General features: G+C 43.8%; 26 protein-coding genes. All 26 read right to left on the reverse strand.

All coding sequences use genetic code 11. The features are described 5' to 3' along the window. Window positions 1-14 precede the first annotated feature (14 nt). On the reverse strand, window positions 15-1,124 hold the full coding sequence (locus ACVRYP_RS03650; RefSeq protein WP_447467415.1) for a baeRF6 domain-containing protein: 1,110 nt from the start codon (window positions 1,122-1,124) through the stop codon (window positions 15-17). Window positions 1,125-1,568: 444 nt separating this feature from the next. After that, window positions 1,569-2,132, reverse strand: a complete 564-nt coding sequence (locus ACVRYP_RS03655; protein WP_447467416.1) for a TIGR01440 family protein — start codon at window positions 2,130-2,132, stop codon at window positions 1,569-1,571. A 4-nt stretch (window positions 2,133-2,136) separates the two neighbouring features. After that, window positions 2,137-2,610 (reverse strand): ECF transporter S component, encoded by a 474-nt coding sequence (locus ACVRYP_RS03660; RefSeq protein WP_447467417.1) that lies wholly within the window; start codon window positions 2,608-2,610, stop codon window positions 2,137-2,139. Continuing rightward, window positions 2,597-3,364, reverse strand: a complete 768-nt coding sequence (locus ACVRYP_RS03665) for a bifunctional hydroxymethylpyrimidine kinase/phosphomethylpyrimidine kinase (RefSeq protein ID WP_447467418.1) — start codon at window positions 3,362-3,364, stop codon at window positions 2,597-2,599. Before ACVRYP_RS03665 ends, ACVRYP_RS03660 begins: the two co-directional genes overlap by 14 nt. Next, window positions 3,354-4,103: a tRNA pseudouridine(38-40) synthase TruA gene (gene truA, locus ACVRYP_RS03670; RefSeq protein WP_447467419.1), complete on the reverse strand. Its 750-nt coding sequence runs from the start codon at window positions 4,101-4,103 to the stop codon at window positions 3,354-3,356. The genes ACVRYP_RS03665 and truA overlap by 11 nt, the downstream gene beginning before the upstream one ends. A gap of 115 nt (window positions 4,104-4,218) precedes the next feature. Continuing rightward, on the reverse strand, window positions 4,219-5,358 hold the full coding sequence (dnaJ, locus tag ACVRYP_RS03675; protein WP_447467420.1) for a molecular chaperone DnaJ: 1,140 nt from the start codon (window positions 5,356-5,358) through the stop codon (window positions 4,219-4,221). A gap of 324 nt (window positions 5,359-5,682) precedes the next feature. Beyond that, window positions 5,683-6,351 (reverse strand): DJ-1/PfpI family protein, encoded by a 669-nt coding sequence (locus ACVRYP_RS03680; protein ID WP_447467491.1) that lies wholly within the window; start codon window positions 6,349-6,351, stop codon window positions 5,683-5,685. A gap of 402 nt (window positions 6,352-6,753) precedes the next feature. Continuing rightward, window positions 6,754-8,586, reverse strand: a complete 1,833-nt coding sequence (gene dnaK / locus ACVRYP_RS03685) for a molecular chaperone DnaK (protein ID WP_447467421.1) — start codon at window positions 8,584-8,586, stop codon at window positions 6,754-6,756. A gap of 241 nt (window positions 8,587-8,827) precedes the next feature. Continuing rightward, window positions 8,828-9,253 (reverse strand): GNAT family N-acetyltransferase, encoded by a 426-nt coding sequence (locus ACVRYP_RS03690; RefSeq protein WP_447467422.1) that lies wholly within the window; start codon window positions 9,251-9,253, stop codon window positions 8,828-8,830. Window positions 9,254-9,498: 245 nt separating this feature from the next. After that, complete coding sequence (grpE, locus tag ACVRYP_RS03695; RefSeq protein WP_447467423.1) at window positions 9,499-10,059, reverse strand: nucleotide exchange factor GrpE; 561 nt, start codon at window positions 10,057-10,059, stop codon at window positions 9,499-9,501. Window positions 10,060-10,072: 13 nt separating this feature from the next. Further along, complete coding sequence (hrcA, locus tag ACVRYP_RS03700) at window positions 10,073-11,107, reverse strand: heat-inducible transcriptional repressor HrcA (protein ID WP_447467424.1); 1,035 nt, start codon at window positions 11,105-11,107, stop codon at window positions 10,073-10,075. A gap of 144 nt (window positions 11,108-11,251) precedes the next feature. Next, the gene (locus tag ACVRYP_RS03705) at window positions 11,252-11,443 is read right to left on the reverse strand and encodes a hypothetical protein (RefSeq protein WP_447467425.1); all 192 of its coding nucleotides are present in this window, start codon (window positions 11,441-11,443) and stop codon (window positions 11,252-11,254) included. A gap of 5 nt (window positions 11,444-11,448) precedes the next feature. After that, the gene (locus ACVRYP_RS03710) at window positions 11,449-11,961 is read right to left on the reverse strand and encodes a DUF2812 domain-containing protein (RefSeq protein ID WP_447467426.1); all 513 of its coding nucleotides are present in this window, start codon (window positions 11,959-11,961) and stop codon (window positions 11,449-11,451) included. After that, a complete protein-coding gene (locus tag ACVRYP_RS03715; protein WP_307122082.1) occupies window positions 11,958-12,275 on the reverse strand; it encodes a PadR family transcriptional regulator in 318 nt (105 codons plus the stop codon). Before ACVRYP_RS03715 ends, ACVRYP_RS03710 begins: the two co-directional genes overlap by 4 nt. 98 nt (window positions 12,276-12,373) lie before the next feature. Next, a complete protein-coding gene (locus tag ACVRYP_RS03720) occupies window positions 12,374-13,297 on the reverse strand; it encodes a helix-turn-helix domain-containing protein (RefSeq protein WP_447467427.1) in 924 nt (307 codons plus the stop codon). 688 nt (window positions 13,298-13,985) lie between these two features. Continuing rightward, entirely contained in the window at window positions 13,986-15,179 is a 1,194-nt protein-coding gene (locus ACVRYP_RS03725) for an ABC transporter permease (protein WP_447467428.1), read from the reverse strand. A 76-nt stretch (window positions 15,180-15,255) separates the two neighbouring features. Beyond that, complete coding sequence (locus ACVRYP_RS03730) at window positions 15,256-15,939, reverse strand: ABC transporter ATP-binding protein (RefSeq protein WP_447467429.1); 684 nt, start codon at window positions 15,937-15,939, stop codon at window positions 15,256-15,258. Window positions 15,940-16,620: 681 nt separating this feature from the next. Then, on the reverse strand, window positions 16,621-17,571 hold the full coding sequence (gene mmuM, locus ACVRYP_RS03735; RefSeq protein ID WP_447467430.1) for a homocysteine S-methyltransferase: 951 nt from the start codon (window positions 17,569-17,571) through the stop codon (window positions 16,621-16,623). A 9-nt stretch (window positions 17,572-17,580) separates the two neighbouring features. Beyond that, window positions 17,581-18,957, reverse strand: a complete 1,377-nt coding sequence (locus tag ACVRYP_RS03740) for an amino acid permease (RefSeq protein WP_447467431.1) — start codon at window positions 18,955-18,957, stop codon at window positions 17,581-17,583. A 154-nt stretch (window positions 18,958-19,111) separates the two neighbouring features. After that, a complete protein-coding gene (locus tag ACVRYP_RS03745; RefSeq protein ID WP_447467432.1) occupies window positions 19,112-20,068 on the reverse strand; it encodes a M15 family metallopeptidase in 957 nt (318 codons plus the stop codon). Between the two features lies 1 nt (window position 20,069). Next, the gene (locus tag ACVRYP_RS03750; protein ID WP_447467433.1) at window positions 20,070-20,762 is read right to left on the reverse strand and encodes a histidine phosphatase family protein; all 693 of its coding nucleotides are present in this window, start codon (window positions 20,760-20,762) and stop codon (window positions 20,070-20,072) included. 63 nt (window positions 20,763-20,825) lie between these two features. Further along, window positions 20,826-21,428 carry an AAA family ATPase gene (locus tag ACVRYP_RS03755; RefSeq protein ID WP_447467434.1) on the reverse strand — a complete coding sequence of 201 codons (603 nt, stop codon included), beginning with the start codon at window positions 21,426-21,428 and terminating at the stop codon, window positions 20,826-20,828. Window positions 21,429-21,496: 68 nt separating this feature from the next. After that, on the reverse strand, window positions 21,497-22,834 hold the full coding sequence (locus ACVRYP_RS03760) for a PFL family protein (RefSeq protein ID WP_447467435.1): 1,338 nt from the start codon (window positions 22,832-22,834) through the stop codon (window positions 21,497-21,499). A gap of 10 nt (window positions 22,835-22,844) precedes the next feature. Continuing rightward, the gene (locus ACVRYP_RS03765; protein ID WP_447467436.1) at window positions 22,845-23,111 is read right to left on the reverse strand and encodes an ACT domain-containing protein; all 267 of its coding nucleotides are present in this window, start codon (window positions 23,109-23,111) and stop codon (window positions 22,845-22,847) included. 164 nt (window positions 23,112-23,275) lie between these two features. After that, window positions 23,276-23,413 (reverse strand): hypothetical protein, encoded by a 138-nt coding sequence (locus ACVRYP_RS03770; protein ID WP_447467437.1) that lies wholly within the window; start codon window positions 23,411-23,413, stop codon window positions 23,276-23,278. A 21-nt stretch (window positions 23,414-23,434) separates the two neighbouring features. Beyond that, window positions 23,435-24,646 (reverse strand): phosphopentomutase, encoded by a 1,212-nt coding sequence (locus ACVRYP_RS03775; RefSeq protein WP_447467438.1) that lies wholly within the window; start codon window positions 24,644-24,646, stop codon window positions 23,435-23,437. Window positions 24,647-24,659: the final 13 nt, after the last annotated feature.

Raw genomic sequence — 24,659 nt, forward strand, 5'->3', positions numbered from 1 at the left:
AATCTTGGACCAATCTAATATCTTAATCGCGCTGATATCTGAACATCTTCGCCTAATTTATCTGGACTCAGAATATAAACCTTACCAGATGAGCCTAGAACTCGGTGAATAATTTGTTTGACAAAATTACCACTTTCACCATCAAAGCGACCATCTGTAGAGATACTTCCTTCCTGAGTCAAGTCGCTTGAGATAACAACTTCATCAATGCGTCCTTCATGAGCAGCATTCGCCAAGTCTTCCAAGTGATTATCAATGCGGAATTCTGGTCCTGTTTCCTTAAATCGTTCCAACACATCTACTTCTTGGCGATTAGCAGATTCTTTTGCGAAAGCCTTAGCCGCCTCTGCGATATCCAAATCTGAAAGTTGTGCACCTGATGCCTCAATCCCTTGCTCTAACAGGCCTTGGTATTTGCTGATACCCCGGAAGGCTGCCTGATTTTCAGTGAGTGCAAAGAGAACTAAGCCAGGACTGGGCTGATTGCCATGGTTTTCAACGAGATGGGTGTCAACATAACGGAAGAAGTTTTCACGGTCAATTTCTTTTTCCTGACTGGTCTCATTGTGTCCATGGTAGGTTTGCTCTGCTGCTGTGCCTCGAGAGCCGTAGGTTCCATGTGTCAATTCACCACCAACTTTTTCTTCACCCAAAGCGTCTGTTAAGCTGATGGGCCAGTCATTTTCAGTGATTTCTTCAAAATGGTTCAAACCGACAGAGAAGAGCCGAGCCTCATCCTGACTCAATACCAGTAATTCAAAATCATGGTTAAACTGATAATGCTGAACCAATGGCTTTACATAAGGCCCTTGACCAACAACTAATTTGTCCGAGACTGCTGTGTCCACATGATAATAAACAATGCTATCTTCTGAAATATAAAGCAAGAGACTCCCTGTATTATTCAACAAGGTTCTAGCATCCCGTTGGACCAATTCCAGCTGATCGCTCAAGTTTACCCCAGCTTTCTCCGTCAAGGACTGCGCTTCCTTAACAAAATTATTTAAGGTGATGGCATCTTTTTCAGAGTAAGCTGAAGCAGGGTCTAGATCGATGATGATTGAGACATAAGGACTGCCGGCTAATGGTAAAGCATCGTGGGGAAATTGAGTTAATTTTTGCATAAAAGAATCCTTTCTATTGATTTTCTTAAATATATTACGACACTTAAAGTATATCATTTTTTGATAGAAAACGCTATCATTTTACAATTTTGGAAATAAAAATGTTAAACAACCAAGATTTGAAACCACCTAAAAGTGGATGTAGAAAAAATCGGAAACCTTCTAGGCAGGATTTACCATCACTCTGTCAATCGTTCGTTCGACCTGTCAAGGGCTCTCGTACTGCCCAAACAGCCATAATTGTGACTGTTGAGGCTAGAGATGATTTACATGAGTTCAGCAAATGAGAAACCTCTCAGCAAGAGACTCTGGATTCAGGGGTACCTAATAAGCTACTAAAACCAATAAATGTGCTCCCCAATCGCTACGCCTGTCTGACAGATAATTAAAAAAGCGAGGCTAGGATTTCTGTCCCAGCCTCACTATGTCATATGAGATGATTTCTTAAAATTTACGAATGGCATCCGTCTGATAGCTGGCCCGCACACCTCCAATCAGTTTAGGACGCGTGGTCAGAGCGGTCACGTGAGCCCCTCCCAATTCTCGCTGAATCGGTCTTAGGGGAACTTGGACGTGCTTGATGTGCATGCCGATAGCCGTGTCTCCAATATCAAGGCCTGTGTGAGCAGTGATAAACTCCACCTCAACAGGGTCCGTCATATAGTCAAAAGCCGCCAGCTGACCGCTGCCTCCTGCATGAAGACTGGGAAGAACATTGACGATTTCCAGGTCTTTTTGAATCGCCAATTCCCGCTCGACCACCAGCGCACGGTTGAGGTGCTCACAGCCTTGGACAGCTAGATAGATACCACGCTGGGTCAACTCGTCCAAGAGCGTTTTGACAATGACCTGACCGATTTCACGGCTAGAAGCCTTACCGATAACACCACCAGCAACCTCGCTAGACGACAGGCCAAGGACAAATATTTGGCCTTTTAAAATGGCACTGCGTTCTAGAATGTCGGCTAGAATCAGCTTTGTTTCCTGTGAAAGTTTTTTAAGATCCATCTGACTAAGCCTCCACGACTTTTGCGACAACCAAGAGACGGTAGAGGGCATAGCCAAGGGCTGCCCCGACAAGGTTTTGCATGATGTTATGCGGCACATCGGCTAGGGCTGCGCCCCAGCCATGCATGAAACCTGAGAAGACAAAATAGCCCCCAACCATGCTGACCAGCGCCAAAACTTGGCCAAGCCAGAAGAGCTTGCCCTTAAATCCTGCAAAATAGCCTTGCAAGCCGTGGTTGATAAGACTAGCCACCATCCACTGCGGATATCCGGCAATTAAGTCAATCAAGAAACCTGAAAGACCACCGACAATGGCTCCTTCACGCTTGCCTAAGTAAAAGGCAGTGAAGAAAATCCCAGCATCCAGAAGGGTCACCATACCTGTCGGTGTTGGCAGGCGAAAGATATTCCCCATGGTGATGGTCAGAGCTGTCAAAATAGCTAAAAGCGTTAGTTTTTGTAGGTTAGTCTTTTTCATAGTGTTGTTTTACTCCATATTGATCTGAATGGCGAATGGCTTCATAAACGAAATCCTTGGATAAGCGGACCGCTTCCTTGACAGCTTGTCCATTGACCAGCTGGCTAGCGATGCTAGAGGCAAAGGTGCAACCTGCCCCGACATTGTTGGTCTTAAGGATTGGATACTCCAGAACCGTATAGTCCACACCGTCATAAAAGACATCAAGGGCCACTTCTTGACTGAACCGATTACCGCCTTTGATGACAACATTGGCTGCACCCAAGTCATGGAGGTGCTTAGCCACTGCCTTCATGTCCTCAAGGGTTTTGATTGGCCTTTGGGCTAAAAGCTCCGCTTCTACCAAGTTAGGGGTGATGATGGTGGCATAGGGGAAGAACTTAAGGAGCTCGTCCCGCAGGGCACTGACCTCGACATCATGACTCTCCTTGCAGACCAGAACAGGATCCAAGACAACAGGAATATCCTTATGGGCCTTGACAAAGTTTAAGGCCAGCTCAGCCACAGCCACATTGGGCAAGAGACCTAACTTAATACCTGAAAAAGACACATCCTTGAGGCTATTTAATTGGTGGCCAAAGACAGTTTCGTCCGTTCCAAAGACTTCAAAGCCGTTTTCTGTTATGGCTGTCAGGCAGGTCACTGCCACAAAGCCATGAATGCCATTAGCTGAGTAGGTCGAGAGGTCGGCATAGAGGCCGCCGCCACTGAAAATGTCATTGCCTGAAATAGCTAATAAATACTTAGTTGTCATAATGTATCTCCTTTAGATAGAGGCCGTTTCCGGCAGCGGTTGGACCAGCTAGATTACGGTCCATCTTGTCCAAGATGACCTTGATTTGCCTCACTGGCATACGGCCATTGCCAATCTTCAAGAGGGTGCCAACCATATTGCGGACTTGCTTGTAGAGAAAGCCATTCCCTGAGAAGGTAAAAACGAGAAACCCTGTGTGCGAATCCAGCTCAACCCGCGCTTCTGTGATGGTGCGCACCTTGTCTTCGACCGAAGTGCCAGAGGCTGTAAAACCTGTGAAATCATGAGTACCGACCAAGTCCTGAATGGCTTCCTGCATGAGGGTCAAATCTAACGGATAGGGATAATGGGTCGCGTAGTGCCGCATCATGGGATTCTTAGGACGGCCATTGTCCACCAAGAACTCGTAGGTCTTGCTGTGCTTGTTGTAGCGGGCGTGAAAGTCGTCTGATACCTGCTCCACTGCCACCACGTCAATGTCTTCTGGTGATTGAGTGTCTAGGCCAAAGCGCAGCTTTTCCACATCCCGCACTTCTGGCAAATCAAAATGAATGACCTGCCCATAAGCATGGACGCCCGCATCGGTACGACCTGCCCCGTGCACGGTCACTTCTTGACCTCGGTTAAGGCGCTTTAAAGTTTTTTCTAATTCTTCCTGAACAGACCGCGCTTCTGGCTGGCGTTGAAAGCCTGAAAAGAGCGTTCCGTCATAAGAAATAATGGCTTTATATCGTGTCATAGACCTTATTTTACGCTTTTTAAGGGGGAAGTCAACGAAATCTCTCGGCGTCTGTACGGGGACAGTTATAGAGCCTAAATAAAAAAGCTGACGAATCAGCTTTTATCTTAGTGTTTTATTCCCCTTCGAGGGCATCTTTAATGGACTCAAAGAACCCTTTTTTCTTGCCGGGCTGAACAGACTCTCCTGAGGCCTCCGCAAAGGCTTTGAGAGCTTCTTTTTGACGGTCATTGAGCTTGGTCGGCGTTACAATATTAACGGTGACAAACTGATCGCCTTGACCATTGCCACGCAATTGAGGCGCTCCTTTTCCACGCAAGCGGAATCGTTTACCTGTCTGTGTTCCTGCTGGAATCGTCATTTCGACATCCCCATGGACCGTTGGAATATCCACTGTGTCTCCCAGAGTAGCCTGGACAAAACTAATGTCTAGGTTGTAGAGGATTGTCGTGCCATTGCGCTCGAATTTATCACTGGCTAAGACATTAACCACCACATAAAGGTCGCCATAAGGACCACCATTGAAACCTGCTTCTCCTTGGCCTGCTAAACGAATTTGTTGGCCAGTTTCAATCCCGGCTGGAATTTTTACATTAACCGAATGGGCTTGTTTTTCATGACCACTTCCATGACAGGTTTGGCAAGGATCCTTGATTTCTTGACCACGACCGTGACAGACATCACAGGTCACTTGGCGACGCATCATCCCAAGAGGTGTTTGCGTATCAACATTGATAACACCAGAACCATGACAGCGGCCACAGGTAACAGGACTAGTTCCTGGCTTAGCACCAGAGCCATGACAAGTATGGCAACTAGCTTCACGATTGTATTTGACTTCTTTTTCAGTTCCAAAAATAGCTTCTTCAAATTTGACGTTAACACGGTACTGAAGGTCATCTCCCTGACGTGGAGCGTTAGGATTACGAGTAGCACCGCCGCCTCCGAAGAAACTGGAGAAGATGTCTTCAAAGCCACCGAAGCCAGAGCTGTCGAAGCCACCAAAACCGCCTGCGCCACCACCAAAGCCACCATTAGCTCCTGCAGGGCCATATTGGTCATAAGCAGCTCGTTTTTGGTCGTCGCTCAGAGTCTCATAAGCCTCCTGGACATCCTTGTATTTCTGCTCTGCACCAGCCTCCTTGTTGATGTCAGGGTGATACTTTTTAGACATCTTACGGTAGGCTTTTTTAATTTCATCCGCTGAGGCATTCTTTGAAACGCCCAGACGGTCGTAGTATTCTGTATTGTTCATAATTAAGATACAAAGGGCGTTAAGGGGACACCGCCAAAATAGGAATTTTAATGACGGACGTCTTGCGTCCTAGTTAAAATTATCTTTTTGGCCCAGTCCCTAGCCCGTGTTCAGTTGCGAACACTTATTCCTTTCTGTATTAGTAGGTTCAGGAAATTAGAAAAGATTTTCACAGAGTCGTAGGCGTATTCAAATCTATAACAGATATGATACGCCTCAGCCCGTGTTCTGTTAAGAACACTTATTTCTTTCTGTAAATCTAGTAGAATGCTAACTTTTTTTGTTCAGTAGACTTAACTCTCGCTACTCTCAAAGAAGCACTATTTACCGATTATTGATAGCATTTGTTTCAAAACTTTGTTTAAATTCTTGAAATTCTGACTCGGAAAGCGTAAAAATCAAGTCATTAGGCTCTAGGTGTTCCTTTTCTCTGAAAAAGCCATCAGCATTTTCCACAAGGTCTAAGCTTTCTAAAACCTTTCGTGAGAAGGCATTTACCGTAAAACCTGTCCCTGTGATGATATTTTTATCTTCACAAACGGATAGAGGACGAAAGTTCTCTTTTGGAAGGAAATCGAAATAATCAAAGAAATTCTGCCAAAGGCCACCTGTAAAGGTCGCGTCATCTAGTAGCCCCGCCTTAGCTAATAAGATTGGAGCCGAAGAAATGGCAACGATTTTTAGACGTTGCGTATCTAGATTCGCCAAATATTGAATGAGATCATCATCCAGCAAAGCCGATGTAAAATCTATCATACCTGGCAGCAAAAGGCAAGAATAATCATCCATCTGCACTTCTGATAAGGTTTTAGTCGGCACGCAGGGCAACCCATCCTCCGAAAAGACTGTTTCAAGATTTGAAGCAATATAGTCAATTTCTATACCAAAATGTAAGACCAACGTACTTGTTAGAGGCGCAATCTCATATAGTGAAAAATTGGGATAGAGCAAGCAAGCTACTTTTTCATCGTTTCCTCCTCCTAATAAATCTATTTAGCCAAAAACAGAGGCTGGGGATCAACCTCTATGCTTGTTTTTTTGCTATTCAAGATTCTCCCCACAAGTCATTATTACGACGTGTGAATGCAAAATTGATACTGTATTGCTAACGGGTTATTAAAACACCCAGCTTGACTGAAATAGTAATATGATTTAATTGAGTTCGAGCTAGTCAGTCGTTTAGGCCATTCGCCATAGCGACTTTTGTAACTGAACACGACCTAAAATCCTAGTGAAAAAGATGAACTTCCTATTAAAACACCTAGGTAACCAAAATAGTAATGTGATTTAATTGAGTTCGAGCTAAGAACTTCGGAAAAAAGATAACTTTCCTTGAATGCAAGCATTCATCGTCAAGTTCCTATTTTTCTGTCGTTATTTTAACGCTCTCACATCTTACTTTTCCGTAAACTCGCCGTCAACGACATCATCGCCTGCGTTATCAGCTGCTCCTGTTGACTCAGCACCTTCTGCGTTTGCTTGGGCTTGTTGAGCTGCAGCTGCTTGTTCATAGAGTTTCACTGCCAAGGCTTGGGCTTTTTCATTGAGGTTTTCTAATTTAGCTTTCATGTCATCGATGTTGTTGGCTTCTTGCGCAGCTTTCAACTCATCGAGGGCTGTTTGAGCAGCATCACGTTCAGCGTCAAAACCTTGACCTTCTGTATCTTTGATGGTTTTCTCAGTCGCAAAGATGGCTTGGTCTACTTCGTTGCGAAGATCTACTTCTTCTTTGCGTTTGGCATCGGCTTCAGCGTTAGCTTCAGCATCCTTCATCATGCGATCGATCTCTTCTTCGCTAAGGCCATCATTTGATTTGATAACAATGGTTTGCTCTTTTTGCGTACCAAGGTCTTTAGCCTTAACAGATACGATACCGTTCTTGTCAATATCAAAGGTTACTTCGATTTGTGGAATACCGCGAGGCGCTGCAGGAATGTCTGTCAATTGGAAACGGCCAAGCGTCTTGTTGTCCGCTGCCATTGGACGTTCCCCTTGAAGGACATGGATATCAACCGCTGGTTGGTTATCCGCTGCCGTTGAGAAGACTTGTGATTTAGACGTTGGGATGGTTGTGTTACGATCGATAAGTTTAGTAAAGACACCACCCATGGTTTCGATACCGAGTGACAATGGCGTTACATCTAGAAGGACAACGTCTTTGACATCACCTGTGATGACACCACCTTGGATAGCCGCCCCCATGGCAACCACTTCGTCAGGGTTAACGGATTTGTTTGGCTCTTTGCCTGTTTCAGCTTTAACGGCTTCAACAACAGCAGGGATACGGGTTGACCCACCGACAAGGATAACTTCGTCGATTTCTGACAAGGAAAGACCAGCATCAGAAAGGGCTTGACGAACAGGTGTCTTCGTCCGTTCGACAAGGTCACGCGTTAAGTCGTCGAATTTAGCACGAGAGAGTGTCAGATCCAAGTGGAGCGGTCCAGCGTCACCTGCTGTGATAAATGGCAAGCTGATTTGCGTTGAGGTCACCCCTGAAAGGTCTTTTTTCGCTTTTTCAGCTGCGTCTTTCAAGCGTTGCATCGCCATCTTGTCTTTGCTGAGGTCAATGCCGTTTTCTTTCTTGAATTCAGCCACCAAGTAGTCCATGATTTTTTCGTCAAAATCATCCCCACCAAGTTTGTTGTCACCAGCAGTTGCTAAGACATCAAAGACACCGTCACCAAGTTCAAGGATTGACACGTCAAAGGTACCACCACCAAGGTCGAAGACCAAGATTTTTTCGTCCTTGTCTTGCTTGTCAAGACCGTAAGCGAGAGCTGCTGCAGTTGGTTCGTTAACAATACGTTCTACTTCAAGACCTGCAATCTTACCTGCGTCTTTTGTCGCTTGACGTTGGGCATCGTTGAAGTAAGCTGGGACTGTGATAACAGCTTTGGTTACTTTTTCACCAAGGTATTCTTCAGCATAACCTTTAAGGTATTGAAGAATCATTGCTGAGATTTCTTGTGGTGTGTAAGTTTTGCCGTTAGCTTCTACTTTTTCAGACGTTCCCATTTTTGATTTGATAGACAAAATGGTATCTGGGTTTGTTACCGCTTGGCGTTTAGCCGCGTCACCCACGATGATTTCACCATTTTTGAAGGAAACGACAGATGGTGTTGTGCGGTTTCCTTCTGGGTTGGCGATGATTTTGCTTTCAGTTCCTTCAAGAACTGCAACTGCTGAGTTGGTTGTACCTAAGTCAATACCGATAATTTTAGACATGTGTGTTACCTCTTGTTTTTTATTTCTTTTATTTTTATGGTTCTCTTAGGTGGCAGGGACGGAAGCGACCGCCTAAGGCGTTCCATTCCTAACTCTTGAGCCTAAGGTCTCAAGAGTTCCCTCGTGAGCTAAGCTAACGCTTATCTCACTCTGGCCACGGCGTGAACCATGGGTCTAGCTCGCTCTCGCTCGCTAAATCATTGACAATTTCATATAGTTTACCGTCATTTCGGACGAATGCTTATAGGCTCAATCTCATGAAGACATAACCATCTTCAATGACATCTGATGCTTTGAAACCTAGACTCTCCCAAAAGCTGTAAGCCTTGTGATTGTCTGGTTGGACAGGGAGCGAGACTTGTTTAGCCTCATAATGAGTTTTCAAATAAGCAAGACAAACTTGAGCAGCCTGCTTACCTAGCCCCCGACCTTGATGGGCCTTGTCAATCAAGAAATTGGTGATTTGGTAATGCTCCTCTCCAACATAAAAGGAAACGAAGCCAATCAACTCAGCTTCCTGATAAATAGCCCACGGTCGAAAGTTCTGATTCAACCAAGCTTCCGCCAAGGAAAAGACGACAGGGTCAACGTAATCTTCTGATAAGGCGGGGTCTAAGTTCAAACAATCAAAGAAGTTATCTTCTCCAATCTCTCGTAAAGATAGCATGAGTTATGCACCACCTTTTCATCGTTTACCGTCATTTAAGACAAAATTATTGGGACGACGAGAACTTGCCAGGACCCTAGGCAAGCCGCCATAGCGGTTGCCGTCTGGTGATAAAGTTCTTTAAATCAAATCTTGACCACCTGGGCTAGGGATATTTTTCCGATGCAAATCTAGGCAAAGCCTTGTGGCTTGTACTGACGGTACAGCGAAAGGCTTTAACGACGAGTTGCGAGTGAAAAATAGGCCTAGTTATACACCACCACCATGGCTGGTCTTAATAAGCGCTCATGGAGTTGGTAGCCTTTTTGAAGGACTTGGGCGATGGTATCTGCTGGATTGTCGTCGTCTGCAGGAATACTTTGAACAGCCATGTGGTAATTCGGGTCAAAGCTCTCCATTGAGACTTCGGTGACCCCTTCTTCCTTCAACGCTTGAAGCAAGCTATCTTGGACCATTTCCAGGCCTTTTTTGACATCTTCGGTCAAGCCTTCGACTGCCAGCGCTCGTTCAAGATTGTCTAGACTTGGCAGAATAGCCTTAGCTAAGTCCTGCGAACGATAACGTTGTAGGGTTTGACGCTCTTCATTTGCTCGGCGCTGAATGTTTTGCATCTCAGCGTGGGCACGCAGGTACTTGTTTTCAAAGTCTTCTGCTCGCTCATTGGCCAAGTCGAGTTCTGATTTTTCAGGTTCAGCAGCTTCAGCTGTTTCAGGAATGGCCTCCTCTGCTACTGCCTCTTCCAAGACCTCTTCTTGGTCTGCCAAAATTTCTTCTGGCTCTTTATTTTCTTCTTTTTTCTTAGACACCTTGGCCTCCTTTTTAATTCACTTCGTAGTGATTACTACTCATATATCTGTAAAAGTCTGTCAATTTCATAGCCAACACCTGATTGACCAAATTAACCTGATTGACCATACGCTTATAGTCCAAGCTAATCGGTCCAATTAAGGTCAAAATTCCGTAACCCCGATAGGGCACCAAGAATTTCTGACTGATGACCGTTAACTGCGACAGATTTGAGGAGTGGCTATCAGCCACCTTAACCACCTGCATTTGCTCCTCGCCTAAACTCTCACGAATCTCTCTTGCCACCATCTGGGGTCTATCCAGGAATTGGTAGGCATCAAGATTAGCAAAATCCAAGAGCCTGACCTTGCCTGATACCAGCACTTTTTCGGAAAAAATATCCTTGAAAAGGTGTTCAAACAGGTCAATGACATTGTCTGTCGTGGTAAAGTAGCGCTGAACAATCTGTGGAATTTCCGTCCGCAAGCGGTAATGAATATCCAGAACTGTTTTTCCAATAAAACGCTCATGCACCAATTGACGAATAGTTGCCAAATCACTGGGCAGAAAGTTTTTAGGGATAGCGAACTGGCTGGTCAGAGTTGAGGACTCATCAAGTGTAAAGACCGCAAGGCCTGTATGGTTGGAGGTCGTCACTAATTCAAAACCGGTCAGTTTTTGGCGACTGGCTTCCACATCAAGCGCTAGCGCAGTGTAGCCAGTCAATTCAGCTAAGATGTCCGCTGCTCTTTGCAACAAGTCTTCAATTTTGAAGAAATTGTCATCAAAGGCTTTGAGCACCTGGTAGACATCATGCTCAGCCACCTGAGTCAGGGTCAGCGAATTTTTCACAAAATACTGAAAGCCTAACACACTAGGCATACGACCGCTAGAGGTGTGAGCCTTTTCCAGCAAGCCCATCTTCTCCAGCGTAGACATGTCGTTGCGAATCGTGGCACTGGAGGAATTGATCCGCTCTTGCAAGGCTTTAGAGCCAACTGGCTCGTGCGTTTGCGTAAAGATGTCAACGATCAAATCAAGGATCGCCTTTTGACGATCTGTAATCAAAACCTCACCTCCTCAATTTTAGCACTCTAATACCTCGAGTGCTAATTGATGATTTCATTATACCCCTTTTTGGCACAAAGTCAAGAGGAAAACTCAAAAAATTAGCACTCTTTTTATAAGAGTGCTAAAAATCAGTCTGGGGACCTAGTCTTTTTTCTTTTTGAAAAGAAATACCACTAGAGCAACAATCATCACCAGTTGCACCAGAGCCAAACCATTGATGGCCCAACCTGCAAAACTGGTGGTTTTGAAATCAACACGAGGCCCAACAAAGAGGGCTAAAGTAATCACATTTAATGAGAGGGCTGGTAGCACCTTAGGTGTCCAATTCTTCAACTTCCTTACTCCTTTAACTCTTTACGCAATTGGTAAAAACGATAGAACAAATAGATGGTCACCGGAACGGCAATCGTCGCTACTCCTAATACAAAATCTGGTTTCTTAAACACCCATCCATAGCCGAAGGCCATCAGGTAAAAGAATGATAATAGTAAAAAGCGGCGCCTGAAAATCTGCTCAATCATATCTAACTTACTAGCCTTATCACTGAAAATGTCTATGTCTCCATCCTCAGCATCAGACTTGCGAAAAGTATGAAAACCATTGCAAACTGCAACGTATTCCCAACCGTAATCCTGATAAAGTTGGTGATAACTTTCCTGATCGGACAGGTTATTACGCTTGAAATCAATTTTATAGACCACATCTGCTGGTTTACAAGCTTCGAAACAATAAAGCAATCTTCCTTGAACACCGGTAAATTTCCAGCCTTTATGATGCATTTCCGATAGATAGATTTCCTCTTTTTCAAAATCAGTCAGCAGAAATAGTTTGAATTCTTTTTTTATTTTCATAAGATTTCTCCCTTACTATTTTTATACAACCGTTCAATCCGTGCTAGCTCAATTGCTAAGACTTCTTTTCCCAAGTCTGTAATCCGGTAGAGCTTACGTTTCTCGACTTCCGTCACAAAGGCAATCAAGCCATCCTTCTCCATCTTGGAGAGAGTTCCGTACATGGTTCCTGGACTAATGACCACCTGACCAGCTGTCAGCTCCTTAGTTCGCTGGGTAATCTCGTAGCCATGCCGTTCCTCCTGCAAGGCAAAGAGAATATAAAAAGCAGATTCCGTCATGGGAATATAGACTCGCTTAATTTTTTCTTCCATTATGTGCACCTCATATATAGAGTTTCGATGTATCGTTCCTCGATATATAAAAGTATATCACACTGCGATATAGTCTGTCAAAAAAAAGCTAGAAATCTCTAGCTTTTTTCATTGATTAATCCTAGTTTTTTCATATCTTCTTCCCATTCTAGGCCGATGTTGTTGAAAAGCAAATCCTCTGATAAAAGGTGCGCAAGGGTACGGGCTGATTTATAATTTTCCTTAGCTTTTTCAAGGTCATTGTCTAAAAAAAGATTGATTTTCCATCTTGTCATGTATAAGAAGGTTTTGTCATTATAATCCTTCAAACTATCCATAATCTCCTCTAAAACCTGATGTAGCTGATAAAGTAAATGATACTCTTCGTAATGGCAAAGAACTCCAATACTGGTAATCACGATATTCTGAATCAAGTGCAAGCCTTCAACAGTTGTATTAGACCGTTGTTGGATAATACGGCTTAACAAAGTCACAAACTCTTCCTTATTAAATTCCCCAAAAGCAAGCGTCATCTGCCTTAAAAAAAGAATATCGATATCATTGAGGTCCAATTGAGACTTGGCAAGACTACTTTCCAGATACTCATCCACTAGCCCTTGGTCAAATTCAGGACTCTGAGAAGCTGAAATATCTAATAAAGCGTGTTCTATTTGAACTGCCAACTGTTCCTCCTCAGGTAAGTTATCATAATAACATTCGTAAATCTCATCTAAAATAGCTTCACGCTTTTCTATTCGTTCCTCGTTCCCATAATGGTGGATTTGCTTTATCTGATATTTTAAATCTAAGTACCTTTGCGGCAACTCCAAACTTTCCTTATCAACTAAGATATCTAAGGATACTTCTAATTGCTGAGCAATGTAATGGGCAGTTGCAATACTAGGCAATGAGACTCCCTTTTCAATCCGTTGCAATTGACGGGTTGTCAAGATTTCCTCATCTTGACAAAGCGCTTGACGGCTCATTCCCTTACTTTCTCGGATATTCTGGATCTGTTGCCCTAATGATACCTTATCAATCATATCCCCATTTAACCCCTGTTTGCTTAAATTTATATATCAGATATTATATACTATTACAATCATTTTTGAAAGATTCTGACATTCGTTTTTTAAAATATATCAAATAAATTGATTCCGCTCCAAAAGCATAAACTTCTGTATCCATAGCTATTCTCTCAGTACCCCATATCAATATGGAGCCCCTAGTCATGATTCTTAAATGATAAGGGGTTCTAAAGTTAGAATCCAATATAAAAACTACCTTATGAGCTTTTCATACACATAACCAAATCCTGTTGCAAAATGCCTTTAATATCGTTCCTTTTTTACAAAAAACACCGATAACTATGATAGTACTTTCATCACAGTCATCGGTATTGGTAAAGTATCTATTTAAAACAAACTCTAATGAGTCAATGCTTTTTCAACTAATAAGAATAACACCGAAAAGATTAATAGGTTAATAACATTAATACCTGACTACAATTAACAGTTATCACTGCCTATCCTTTGATAGAAACTAGACTCCCTTCATTATAGTTCCTTGCCGGAAACACCTGTTGCCCCTGAGCTACGATTTTTGCCATCCCTATCATCTTTCCATCAACGTAAACGCGACAGACTCTATCCTTATTACTCCTGTTCTCCACTTGAATATAGGTAACAATCTCCTCTTCCTCATAAAAACTAGCTTCAATCATATATATCCTTATTCATATCTCAGAGATTCAACTGGATCGAGCTTGCTGATTTTACGAGTGGGGAAGTAAGCTGCTATAAATCCCATCATGGTCGCAAGCGCAATCATGATAATGACTGATTGCCAATTGAGAGCAAAGACTTTACTAATATTTGGAAATTGTTGACGAACAATAATATTGGCCAGACCTCCAATCCCAAGGGCTACAAGAAAGGCAATGATAAGAGAGGCAAAGGTAATAATCATGGATTCATAAACAAAGATGGCTTTAACGTCTTTATTAAGGTAGCCTACCGCCTTCATGACCCCAATTTCTTTAGAACGTTGCATGATATTGATATAGATAATAACGCCAATCATGACCATGGATACAACAATCGCTTGGGACGAGAGGACAATTAAAAGCCCCTGGATAACCCTGATAAAATTAATAATAATATCGAGGACTTCCTGTTGTGACAGAACCATATATTTTTGATGTTCCTTAAGCCTTTCCGTAATTGTAGCCGTTTTATCTGGATTATTTAATTCTAAAATGAGATAAGGCCTATTTTTTGAAAAACCATTGGCTTCCAAAATACTATTCAACTGCTGAGGTGCCATGTAGCTATTGCTATCATCAAACTCATCCGTTACAACACGGACAATTTTCGTTTGGATACTAGCAACCTGGCTTCCTTCTATCGTATTTTCAACAATCTCTACTTCTAATTCTTTACCAAGGATAGTCTTCTCAGTGTAATTTGTCTGATTAACTCTATTAAAATCATCTACAAAGGTAATTGGGACCGTCAATCCCTGCTCAGAAGAGTCCTGATATGCTTTTCCTGACAAGATGCTATCTTTTGTATTGGCAGAAACAGAAATACTGGTATCTTCATAAAGACTAACAACTTGTGCATAGTTTGGTAAAGTTGTACTTAAATCCAAATTCTTCCCATCAATACTAACCTTCTGCATCATGGTTGAAAAGGGGCTTTCTAAATACTTAATTTCACCTTTTCCGACAATCTCAGTAATAGTATCAATATCCGTCTGATTGAGGACACTTGAACTGGCTACTTTACTATTAAGCGAAATCTGGATTTGAGCTGGTAAGTTGCCATTATCTGTTTCCTCATTGATCATATCAACAATGGCATTTCCTAAACCAAAGGAAATCAAAATCCCAATAAAACCGATCGCCGTTGCCATAGCAATCATTAGGTTACGCCAACGCCTTTCCATAAAATTAGATAAGGATAGCTTATATTTACTTCTAAAAGATAATTTATTTCGATTAACAGTTGATTTCTTCAAGGACTTCACCGTCTTTCATTTTAATAATCACATCGGCATAATGTGCCACTTCAGGATTATGAGTAACAATAATAATTGTCTTGCCTGAGTCTGCCAATTGTTTAAAAATATCTAGCACAACTTTTTGAGAATGGGAGTCTAAGGCACCAGTTGGCTCATCTGCTACAATCAATTCGGGATAGTTCACCAAAGCGCGCGCAATGGCTACCCGTTGGCGCTGTCCACCAGAAAGCTGTTTGACATTCTTGTTTTTAAATTCTGACATACTTAACTTATCCAGCTGCTCCTCGGCAATGCGATTCATCTCCTTATCAGATAGACCTTTGAGATAGAGAGGAATCTTAACATTATCTAAGACTGTTTGGTGTGAAATAAGATTAAAATTCTGGAATACAAAACCGATATGTTCTTTTCTAAAAAGAGTCAACTCTTCTTGAGAGTAGTTACTCAGAGATTCCCCCTTAAAGACAACATCCCCTTCATATTCACGGTCCAGCCCACTGATAATATTGAGTAAACTAGTTTTCCCACAGCCCGAGGGGCCATAGATGGCAATAATTTTGTTTTGTTCAAGCTGTAGATTGACCCCTTGCAAGGCCCTCTCCCAATCGGTTGAAGAGATTTGATAATGCTTGCTAACATTTTTAATTTCAAGAAAAGTCATACGAACTCCTTTGTTTTCTAGCTAAATCTAGTTTACTCTATTTTGCGGATAAGCGTTAGGACATGGATGTCCATACTAAAAGCGTTTCAATTGAGGTCTCTCCAAAAAGTCAGACAAACTATTAAAAAACATGGATTGAGTTCTATATAATAATATTTAATCCTTTTAATTGTTGCATCAAAATCCAATTGATGATAGCTTCTTTCAATCGATTGAGACCCTTAAAAATCTGCTTAGAACTAAAATATCTTGGTGTTCATCTAAAAGTCGACGAAGGAGAATCCCCCTAAACAAACAGCTTTAGACCCTGTTTATAGCCATTCGTTAATGACATTTGTTCAAAAAACACTTCAGATGTTGTTCTGAGATGATGGTAATTAGGTATATGCAACTTTATTTTTATAATTTCCCTCGTAAAAATACCTATTTTGAGAAAAACCAAAAAAATGAGCTTGGGGCAAGAGTGTCTCAAGCTTCTCTTTTTGATAGTAGTAACAGATTGACGCAGTGGTTGATTGGAAGCCCTAAACCCTTGCTACGCAATTGTTAGAGGCCATCCTAATCAACTGTGCGGAGGTGGGACAACGAAGTCAATTTCTTCGAAATCATGCCTTCTGTCCCACTCTCAAAAATCAGTCTGAAGGCTGATGCCACTGTTTCAATACCTTTCCTCTAAAGCAGTTATCCTCTCAACCCCTGACTCAATTCTGCGATATCGCTAGGTCTGGTTCGGCAGCAGCCGCCCACAATTTTGGCGCCCTGTGCCTGCCAAACTCTAGTATTTTCCAAGAGGCTGTGGCTGTGGTCTGCATCTTCTGACCAGGTCTGGGTAGCCCCATCATAGACCTCTCCTGAGTTTGGATAGGTCACTAAAGGCTTGTCAGTCTCCTTGCGCAAGACTCTCAAAGCCTTGCTGACCACCCTAGGCGCACTGCAGTTAATCCCAACGGCTAGGATTTGGCTAGACCCCTCCACCAAAGCTCCAATACTCTTTAAGACTGTCCCATCTGGTAGAGCCTCACCATTTGGTGAGGTCACACTGAGATAAGCTTCGACCGTTGGAAATTCCTCTCTGAGCAATTCTGCTAGAGCTTGGACTTCACTCCCATTTGGCACCGTCTCCAAAATCAAGAAATCCACACCCTCTTCTAATAAGATAGCTATGCGAGGACGGTGAAAGGCTTTAAGAGCCTCCACAGTAATCTCACCATAATCCCCACTGTACTCTGACCCATCTGCTAGATAGGCAGCGTAAGGCCCGATATCTCCTCCGATTAGTGGATAAGGGCGCTTGTTTTTTTCCTCTTCCGATAATTTTGCCCAAACCTTGTCCCGCGCAGCTTTAGCCAAGGCTACTGTCAAGCGTAAGACTTTCTCGGCTTCTGCATCAGAAAGACCTGCCTCGATAAGACCTGGCAAAGTCGCCTGGTAGGTCGATGTCGTCAAGATATCCGCCCCTGCTTCGAGGTAAGTCTCATGCAGGTCTTGGATAACCTCCGGTTTTTCAACCAAGTATTTGGCAGACCAGAGTTTACCTGACACATCATAGCCTCGGTATTCCAGTTCTGTTCCCAAAGCCCCGTCTAAAATGAGGACTGCTCTAGTGGCTAAAAGTTCTTTTAATTGTCCCATAAGCGCCTCCTACCATTTTTTAAAGCGTAGATAGTGATAAACATAGCACAAAATCATGAACGGTACCCCAAAATAGAGACCTGCTCGCTGAGACGGATCCCAGGCGATTCCGACGATGGAAACCAAGAGCAAAATGACAGTTATCCATGGCAATACTGGTGTGAACGGTGCCTTATAATCGAGTTCGTCCTCGGTATGATTTTTGAGAAACGCTTTCCTAAATCCAATCTGAGCTAGGGGAATCGCTAGCCAGGCGATGACCACCGCAAAGCCTGCGATGGATACTAGGGCTAGGAAAATGGTGTCTTCAAAATAGACGCTGGCAACCAAGGCAATCACGACACCGACCATTGATAAAATCATGGCCCGCATAGGAACACCATATCTGTTAATTTTCACCACACTCTTACTAATCATACCTTCATTAGCTAAGGACCAGAGCATCCGGCTAGACGCGTATAGACCTGAAGTTGACGCTGACAAGATGGCCGTCAAGATAACAAAGTTCATGATGTCTGCCGCATAAGGAATCCCGATTTTATCAAGAACTGTGACAAAGGGGGCCTCTGTGACGCCAGCCGCCTCCATCGGAAGAAGTGAGGCTAAGACCACCATGGTCAAGACAAAGAAGGCCACCAGAAGGCCGATAGTTGATTTGATGGCTTTGGGCACTTCGACCTTAGGGTTATCCGTCTCCCCAGCTGCAATCCCAATCATCTCGACTCCTGAAAAAGCATAGTTGACCGCAAGCATGACCGATATGACACCAATGATCCCATTTGGCAGAAAGCCGTTAGCCGTAATATTGGCAAAAAGCGGTGCAGAAGAAGCTCCCTCAAATGGAAGGATACCAAAAATAGCCAAACCACCAAGAACGATAAAAATAATGATGGCGTAAAACTTAATGCTGGAGAAATAATCCTCAGCTTTAGCAAACCATCCCACACTGAGCATATTGAGGCCAAAGACTAACATCGCATAAAGCGTCGCAAAAAACCAAATCGGCACACTTGGAAACCAGCGAAGGGTCAACTGTGCTGCTCCGATAAATTGCGACGCCAAGGCAACCACCCAACAAAGCCAGTACATCCAAGCCACCATAAAGCCCGTTCCTGGGCTGATAAATTTAGTAGCATAAGTATGAAAGGACCCTGTTACAGGCATGGCTACCGAAAGTTCACCCAGTGAAAACATGACTAAATACACCATGATCCCACCAAATAGGTAAGAAAAGATAGCTCCAAACGGTCCAGCTTGAGCGATGGTGTAACCCGAGCTCAAGAACAAACCTGTCCCAATAACCCCACCAATCGAGAGCATCTGCAAGTGACGACTAGTCATCTCGCGCTTAAACTGCCCTTCGTTTTCAAAATTATGATTGTCCATAACTCCCCCTAAAAAATAGAATATCTTATGATACCATAATTTTAAGAGCTTGGATAATAGGTTTTTCCTATGATGGTACCCATTACTTTTTTATATGAAAAAGAGAGCCACAGGGCTCTCTTTAGATGTGTTCTAGTGCTGCCAACAATGCAGTTCACTCCGTGATCTCCGTCATTTCTGGAGTAGTTTCATCCATTTGTTCTTCGGCATCACTAACATCTGCCTCATCCGTCACTGCACTGCTAGATGGACGGGTTCCCAAAACAGTCCCTGTGGCATTAGCGATACGGGTTAAGAAAGTTTCTAGAGACATGTCATAATCTGTCATATAGCGGGCCGCCTCCACACCGACATAGCGGAAATGCCAATCCTCTGCCGCAACCCCAGTCTGGGCCTGATAGCTTTCCTTATAGCGTAAAACAAAACCGTAATCAGGAGCCATCGCTGCTAATTGTGCTGTAATAGCTGGATCCATGAGATTCACATAATCTACCGTTGACATATCAATCGCTAAACCTGTCATGTGTTCGCTGGTGCCTGGCGCTTGGAAATAGGCATCCACAAAGGGAATGGCTCCCTCCCGTGTGATTCCTTGTGCTTCCATTTCTTGAGCAATGAAGGTTTCATAAAGACCCGATTGGTCTGCTAGACTGCGATAGCCTAAAATGAGATGCACGCTTGGATCAACCGTCTGAGCTGCCGCTAAGAAATTAGCGGTGGCTTCTGCGATTCGGCTATCCACCAGAACACCCGATACCTCTCTAAGTTCAGGATTCATTTCCTCTGCCACATAGTTCGGTCCAACTAAGACTAAATCCCAGCTGTCGAGAGACAGATCAGGCAAATCTTGAGCGGATTGTAAAGAGGTCAGCAATTTTGTATCCGTCGTCGCCTGAGCCAATGGTTCTTTTGCTCGACTCAATTGCGGGTTGCTAAACTCTTGTACAAAAATAATCCCAATAAAGAGAGCCAACAACATCAGAAGTCCAGCAAAAATCGTAAACAGGCTAATCGGTTTATCAGTTGTGTCTGATTCTGTTAGCGCAGTCTGATCTTCCTCTTCTGTCACTTCATCCTCGCTAACAGTGTCCTCTAGAACAGGTTCTAGCATATCAAACTCTTCCATCAAGCACCTCTGCCCCATGAGCACGATAGGACATATCGCCTACGATATCGACTGTAAACTGTCCATTTTCGTAAGTCAGAACGGTCACAGAACCATTATCAATGCTTTGTTTAGGGATTTCAGGATTGATAAGGTAAACCAAGGTACTGATGGTCATACCATGACAAACCACGAGAGCATTCCCTCCACCTTGGGCTTCAATTTTTTGAGCAATATCTGTAAATCCAGAAGTAATGCGCTCTTTGATCACATCCCAAGGTTGCGCCCAGCCTGCCGTATCAGCTTCCATAATGCCATTAGCCATCTCTTCATAGGTCAAATTACGAAATTCAGTTTCAGTCCCATAAATCCGTGGCAGAACTCCCATGAACAGCTCAGCATCATAGCCACCATCCAAACTACCAAAACACCACTCACGGATCCGTTTGTCCCGAGTATAAGGAATATCGGTCTGGCCAATCTCATTGAGCAAGATTTCCATAGTCTGAATCGTCCGTCCTGAATCGCTGGAAAAAGCTTCATTAAAAGTCAGGTCAAACTGTTTCAAACCTACTCCCAATTCTTTGATACCACGCTCACCAACCACTGTCAAAGGGGTATCACTCCACCCTTGCGCTCGGCCAATGGTATTAAACATGGTTTTCCCGTGACGGGCAATATATAAGGTTGTCTTTGTCATGTCTCTCTCCTTATCTTACTACTTGTTCTATTATACCACAAAAGGGAGACTCCTGTTTTGATTTCAAGCCTTTCGATTGATTTGAAAGTGGTCCTCCGTCCATTTCAGAACAGCCAAGCCCATCTCTTCAGCTGTCAGATTGTCTACGGTTAGAGTATCGACAGTTAGCTGACTCATCAGCCATTCTTTTTTATAAGGAAGCAGCTTATTCGTATAATGGTCGAAAAAGCTCCGCTTCCTCGTCACATCTCCAGTCTTTCTGGCAAGAAGGGTTTCAGGCATGGCGTCTAAATAGAGGACCCGTTCCGGGTAACAAGCTTTTAAGGCTGCTAGCTCTGGTGCCAAAGCCTGCTCGATATCCCAATCCTTACCAATAGATTTCGGGTAATGCAGGGTGTAAAAAGCAATCTCCTCTGCGCCCCAATCAATGAGATGATAGGGATAATCCTGTAGGCGGCGAAAACGTTCGATCTCATGAGCAATCCAATACCGTTGAATCTCAAGGTAGTCCTCATAAACTGTTTTATCCAATTGCTGACGATTCAACTGCTCAATTACTTCACGATTATCCTCAGCAACAGCTCGAATGGTTGATGAGTGGTCTTGAATAAACTGGATGATAGACGTTTTTCCAACAGCCATTCCTCCCTGTAACCCAAGTAACATCCTATCTCCTTTCTTGGACAAAAAAGGCTTAAAATAGATGCAAAAACATCTACTCTAAACCGTTAGTCTTAATTTTTGAAACTGTGAATTGGTGCAGGAATTTGCCCCCCACGATTGATAAAGTCCGCAGAGGAGGCTCCGTTGACCCGCATGACGGGAGCTGTTCCTAAAAGACCCCCAAATTCAATCATGTCGCCTTCTTTTCCTTTTGGAATAATGCGGACAGCTGTTGTTTTTTGATTGATAACGCCGATAGCTGCTTCATCAGCAATCATAGCTGCAATGGTCTCGTAAGGTGTGTCTTCTGGAATCGCAATCATGTCCAATCCCACCGAACAAATGGCTGTCATAGCTTCTAATTTTTCCAGATTGAGAGAGCCTGCCTGAACAGCAGCAATCATGCCCTCGTCTTCTGAAACCGGAATAAAGGCACCTGAGAGGCCACCGACCTGGTTACAAGCCATAACGCCGCCTTTTTTAACAGCATCGTTTAAAAGAGCTAGAGCCGCTGTTGTGCCGTGGGTGCCGACCATCTCAAGCCCCATTTCCTCAAGAACACGAGCAACTGAGTCCCCAACTGCCGGTGTTGGCGCTAGTGACAGGTCCACAATTCCAAACTTAACCCCGAGGCGCTCACTGGCCATAGTACCGACCAGTTGACCGATGCGGGTAATCTTGAAGGCAGTCTTTTTAACAGTCTCAGCGACCACATCAAAGCTCTCGCCCTTGACTTTTTCAAGAGCCCGCTTGACAACACCTGGACCTGACACCCCGACATTGATGACCACATCCGTCTCGCCAACACCGTGAAAGGCACCAGCCATGAAGGGATTGTCTTCTACGGCATTGGCAAAAACAACTAACTTAGCCGCTCCCATATCTGAGGCTTCCGCCGTTTCCTTGATGATACGGCCCATATCACGGACCGCTGTCATGTTAATACCTGTTTTGGTGGAGCCAATATTGACCGAGGCGCAGACCTTGTCCGTCTCTGCCAGGGCTTGAGGAATGGAGTTGATGAGGATTTCATCGCCCTTGTGATAGCCTTTTTGCACCAGGGCTGAAAACCCACCGATAAAGTCGACACCGATGGTTTTAGCCGCTCGGTCCAGAGCCTTGGCAAGCGGCAGGTAATCCGTCGCATCCGTCGCCGCGCCAATAATAGCAATCGGGGTCACCGACACCCGCTTGTTGACGATGGGAATACCCAATTCTGCTGCAATGGCATCGCCGACAGAGACCAGATTGGCTGCTTTGGTCGTGATTTTTTGGTAAATTTTCTCAGCAGCCTTGTCAATATCTGCATCAATACAATCCAAGAGGGAAATCCCCATGGTGATGGTCCGTATATCAAAGTGTTGCTCCTCGATCATAGCGATCGTTTCTGTGACTTGTCTAATATCCATGATCGGCTCCTTACAAATTGTGCATGGCGTCAAAAATAGCAGTGCTTTGAATATTGATTTTGACATTGAGCTCTTGACCAAAAGCCTCTAAATCTTGACGAACAGCTGTAAAATCAACCTTTTCATCCGTCGACACCATAGCCATCATGGTAAAATAACCATCTAATACGGTTTGTGATATATCATCAATATTAATGTTAAGCATGGCTAGCTTATTCGCTACCCCCGCTACAATACCTGTATGATCTTTACCAACAACTGTTACAATCGCCTTCATGCCTGACCTCCTGTGACCAAATCTATTTTTCCTTATTTTAGAGGAAAAAAAATTCTTTTGCAAGTTAAAGCAGGGAAGCGTTCTGTTTTTCGGAACAATTGACTTTCTTTAAAAAGAATCTTAGGCAACCAAAAACACTCGACCAAAATCGAGTGTCGTTTTTCTTAAAATAACTTGCGAGACCGTTGTCCATAGGCCGTCACGTCAATACCACGGGCTTGGGCCCAGTGCTGGGCACTGGCTGGTAAGACCAGATCTGTCTGGCGCAATTCAGCGATTCTTTTAGCACCTAAGATGGTCATAGTGCTTTAGAAAGCGTGTTCCTACACCAACTGATCTAAGAAACTTTCTCCAATCATAGCCTTCTCAACACCGAAGTTTTCTGCAATCGTTGCTGAAATATCCGAAAAGTGGCCTTGTGGAATGACCCCACTCCCTTTCAAGGATTTTCCATAGATGAGAAGTGGAATGTACTCACGGGTATGGTCCGTTCCAGCGTAGGTTGGGTCATTGCCATGGTCTGCTGTAATCATGAGAAGATCATTGTCTCCGAGGTTTGCTATGATGTCTGGCAGTTGGCTATCAAACTCATGCAAACAATCACGGTAACCCTGCGGATTGCGGCGGTGACCGTAAAGGGCATCAAAGTCAACCAAGTTTGTGAATGAAAAGCCCTTCTTGAATTCTGGTAATTGGAGGGTTTTGATTAAGGTTTCAACCCCATGAGCATTATTTTTGTTGTGTCCCATATCATGGTTAACACCAGAGCCATTGAAAATATCATTGATTTTACCAACTGAATACACGTCAATGCCGGCTTGGTCCAGCTTGTTCATGACCGTGTCTTGGAACGGTGACACCGCGTAATCATGACGGTTAGCGGTACGGGTAAAGTTACCCGGCGTTCCCACATAAGGGCGGGCAATGATCCGACCCAGAAGCGCTGGACGTTCTAGGGTAATGGAGCGGGCATATTCACAAATACGATAGAGTTCCTCAAGCGGAATGATGTCTTCATGGGCTGCGATTTGAAGGACTGGATCCGCTGAGGTGTAGATAATCAGCTCGCCTGTCTCCATCTGACGCGGACCAAAGTCATCGATAACAGCTGTTCCTGAGTAAGGCTTGTTGGCTTCACGAATAACTTTACGGCCTGAAAAGTCCTCAATCTTGGTTAAGATTTCTTCAGGAAATCCATCCCAGAAGGTATCAAATGGTTCTGTGATATTGAGCCCCATAATTTCCCAGTGTCCCGTCATAGTGTCCTTGCCGAGAGAGACTTCTTCTAATTTCGTCACATAGCCTGTCGGATGCTCAACCGCTGGAACGGTTTTCAATGGTGTTTCCCGTGGGATATTTCCCAGACCAATCTTAGCCATATTGGGCACATCAAGACCAACTGTTTTTGAAATGTGACCAAGAGTATCTGAAGCCCCATCAGGCACACCAGCGTTGACGAAATTGTTGGCATCTGGTGCAGCACCAATGCCCACAGAGTCTAAAACAACTAAATGAATACGATCAAATTGCGACATTGTTTCTCCTTTC

The sequence above is a fragment of the Streptococcus rifensis genome, assembly GCF_053203525.1.

Bases quoted from the DNA above. Each gene is read 5' to 3' on its own strand.
- ACVRYP_RS03650 (WP_447467415.1), bottom strand. From the start codon at position 1,124: ATGCAAAAATTAACTCAATTTCCCCACGATGCTTTACCATTAGCCGGC.
- ACVRYP_RS03655 (WP_447467416.1), bottom strand. From the start codon at position 2,132: ATGGATCTTAAAAAACTTTCACAGGAAACAAAGCTGATTCTAGCCGAC.
- ACVRYP_RS03660 (WP_447467417.1), bottom strand. From the start codon at position 2,610: ATGAAAAAGACTAACCTACAAAAACTAACGCTTTTAGCTATTTTGACA.
- ACVRYP_RS03665 (WP_447467418.1), bottom strand. From the start codon at position 3,364: ATGACAACTAAGTATTTATTAGCTATTTCAGGCAATGACATTTTCAGT.
- truA (WP_447467419.1), bottom strand. From the start codon at position 4,103: ATGACACGATATAAAGCCATTATTTCTTATGACGGAACGCTCTTTTCA.
- dnaJ (WP_447467420.1), bottom strand. From the start codon at position 5,358: ATGAACAATACAGAATACTACGACCGTCTGGGCGTTTCAAAGAATGCC.
- dnaK (WP_447467421.1), bottom strand. From the start codon at position 8,586: ATGTCTAAAATTATCGGTATTGACTTAGGTACAACCAACTCAGCAGTT.
- ACVRYP_RS03690 (WP_447467422.1), bottom strand. From the start codon at position 9,253: ATGCTATCTTTACGAGAGATTGGAGAAGATAACTTCTTTGATTGTTTG.
- ACVRYP_RS03710 (WP_447467426.1), bottom strand. From the start codon at position 11,961: ATGAAAATAAAAAAAGAATTCAAACTATTTCTGCTGACTGATTTTGAA.
- ACVRYP_RS03715 (WP_307122082.1), bottom strand. From the start codon at position 12,275: ATGGAAGAAAAAATTAAGCGAGTCTATATTCCCATGACGGAATCTGCT.
- ACVRYP_RS03720 (WP_447467427.1), bottom strand. From the start codon at position 13,297: ATGATTGATAAGGTATCATTAGGGCAACAGATCCAGAATATCCGAGAA.
- ACVRYP_RS03725 (WP_447467428.1), bottom strand. From the start codon at position 15,179: ATGATTGCTATGGCAACGGCGATCGGTTTTATTGGGATTTTGATTTCC.
- ACVRYP_RS03730 (WP_447467429.1), bottom strand. From the start codon at position 15,939: ATGACTTTTCTTGAAATTAAAAATGTTAGCAAGCATTATCAAATCTCT.
- mmuM (WP_447467430.1), bottom strand. From the start codon at position 17,571: ATGGGACAATTAAAAGAACTTTTAGCCACTAGAGCAGTCCTCATTTTA.
- ACVRYP_RS03740 (WP_447467431.1), bottom strand. From the start codon at position 18,957: ATGGACAATCATAATTTTGAAAACGAAGGGCAGTTTAAGCGCGAGATG.
- ACVRYP_RS03745 (WP_447467432.1), bottom strand. From the start codon at position 20,068: ATGCTAGAACCTGTTCTAGAGGACACTGTTAGCGAGGATGAAGTGACA.
- ACVRYP_RS03750 (WP_447467433.1), bottom strand. From the start codon at position 20,762: ATGACAAAGACAACCTTATATATTGCCCGTCACGGGAAAACCATGTTT.
- ACVRYP_RS03755 (WP_447467434.1), bottom strand. From the start codon at position 21,428: ATGTTACTTGGGTTACAGGGAGGAATGGCTGTTGGAAAAACGTCTATC.
- ACVRYP_RS03760 (WP_447467435.1), bottom strand. From the start codon at position 22,834: ATGGATATTAGACAAGTCACAGAAACGATCGCTATGATCGAGGAGCAA.
- ACVRYP_RS03765 (WP_447467436.1), bottom strand. From the start codon at position 23,111: ATGAAGGCGATTGTAACAGTTGTTGGTAAAGATCATACAGGTATTGTA.
- ACVRYP_RS03770 (WP_447467437.1), bottom strand. From the start codon at position 23,413: ATGACCATCTTAGGTGCTAAAAGAATCGCTGAATTGCGCCAGACAGAT.
- ACVRYP_RS03775 (WP_447467438.1), bottom strand. From the start codon at position 24,646: ATGTCGCAATTTGATCGTATTCATTTAGTTGTTTTAGACTCTGTGGGC.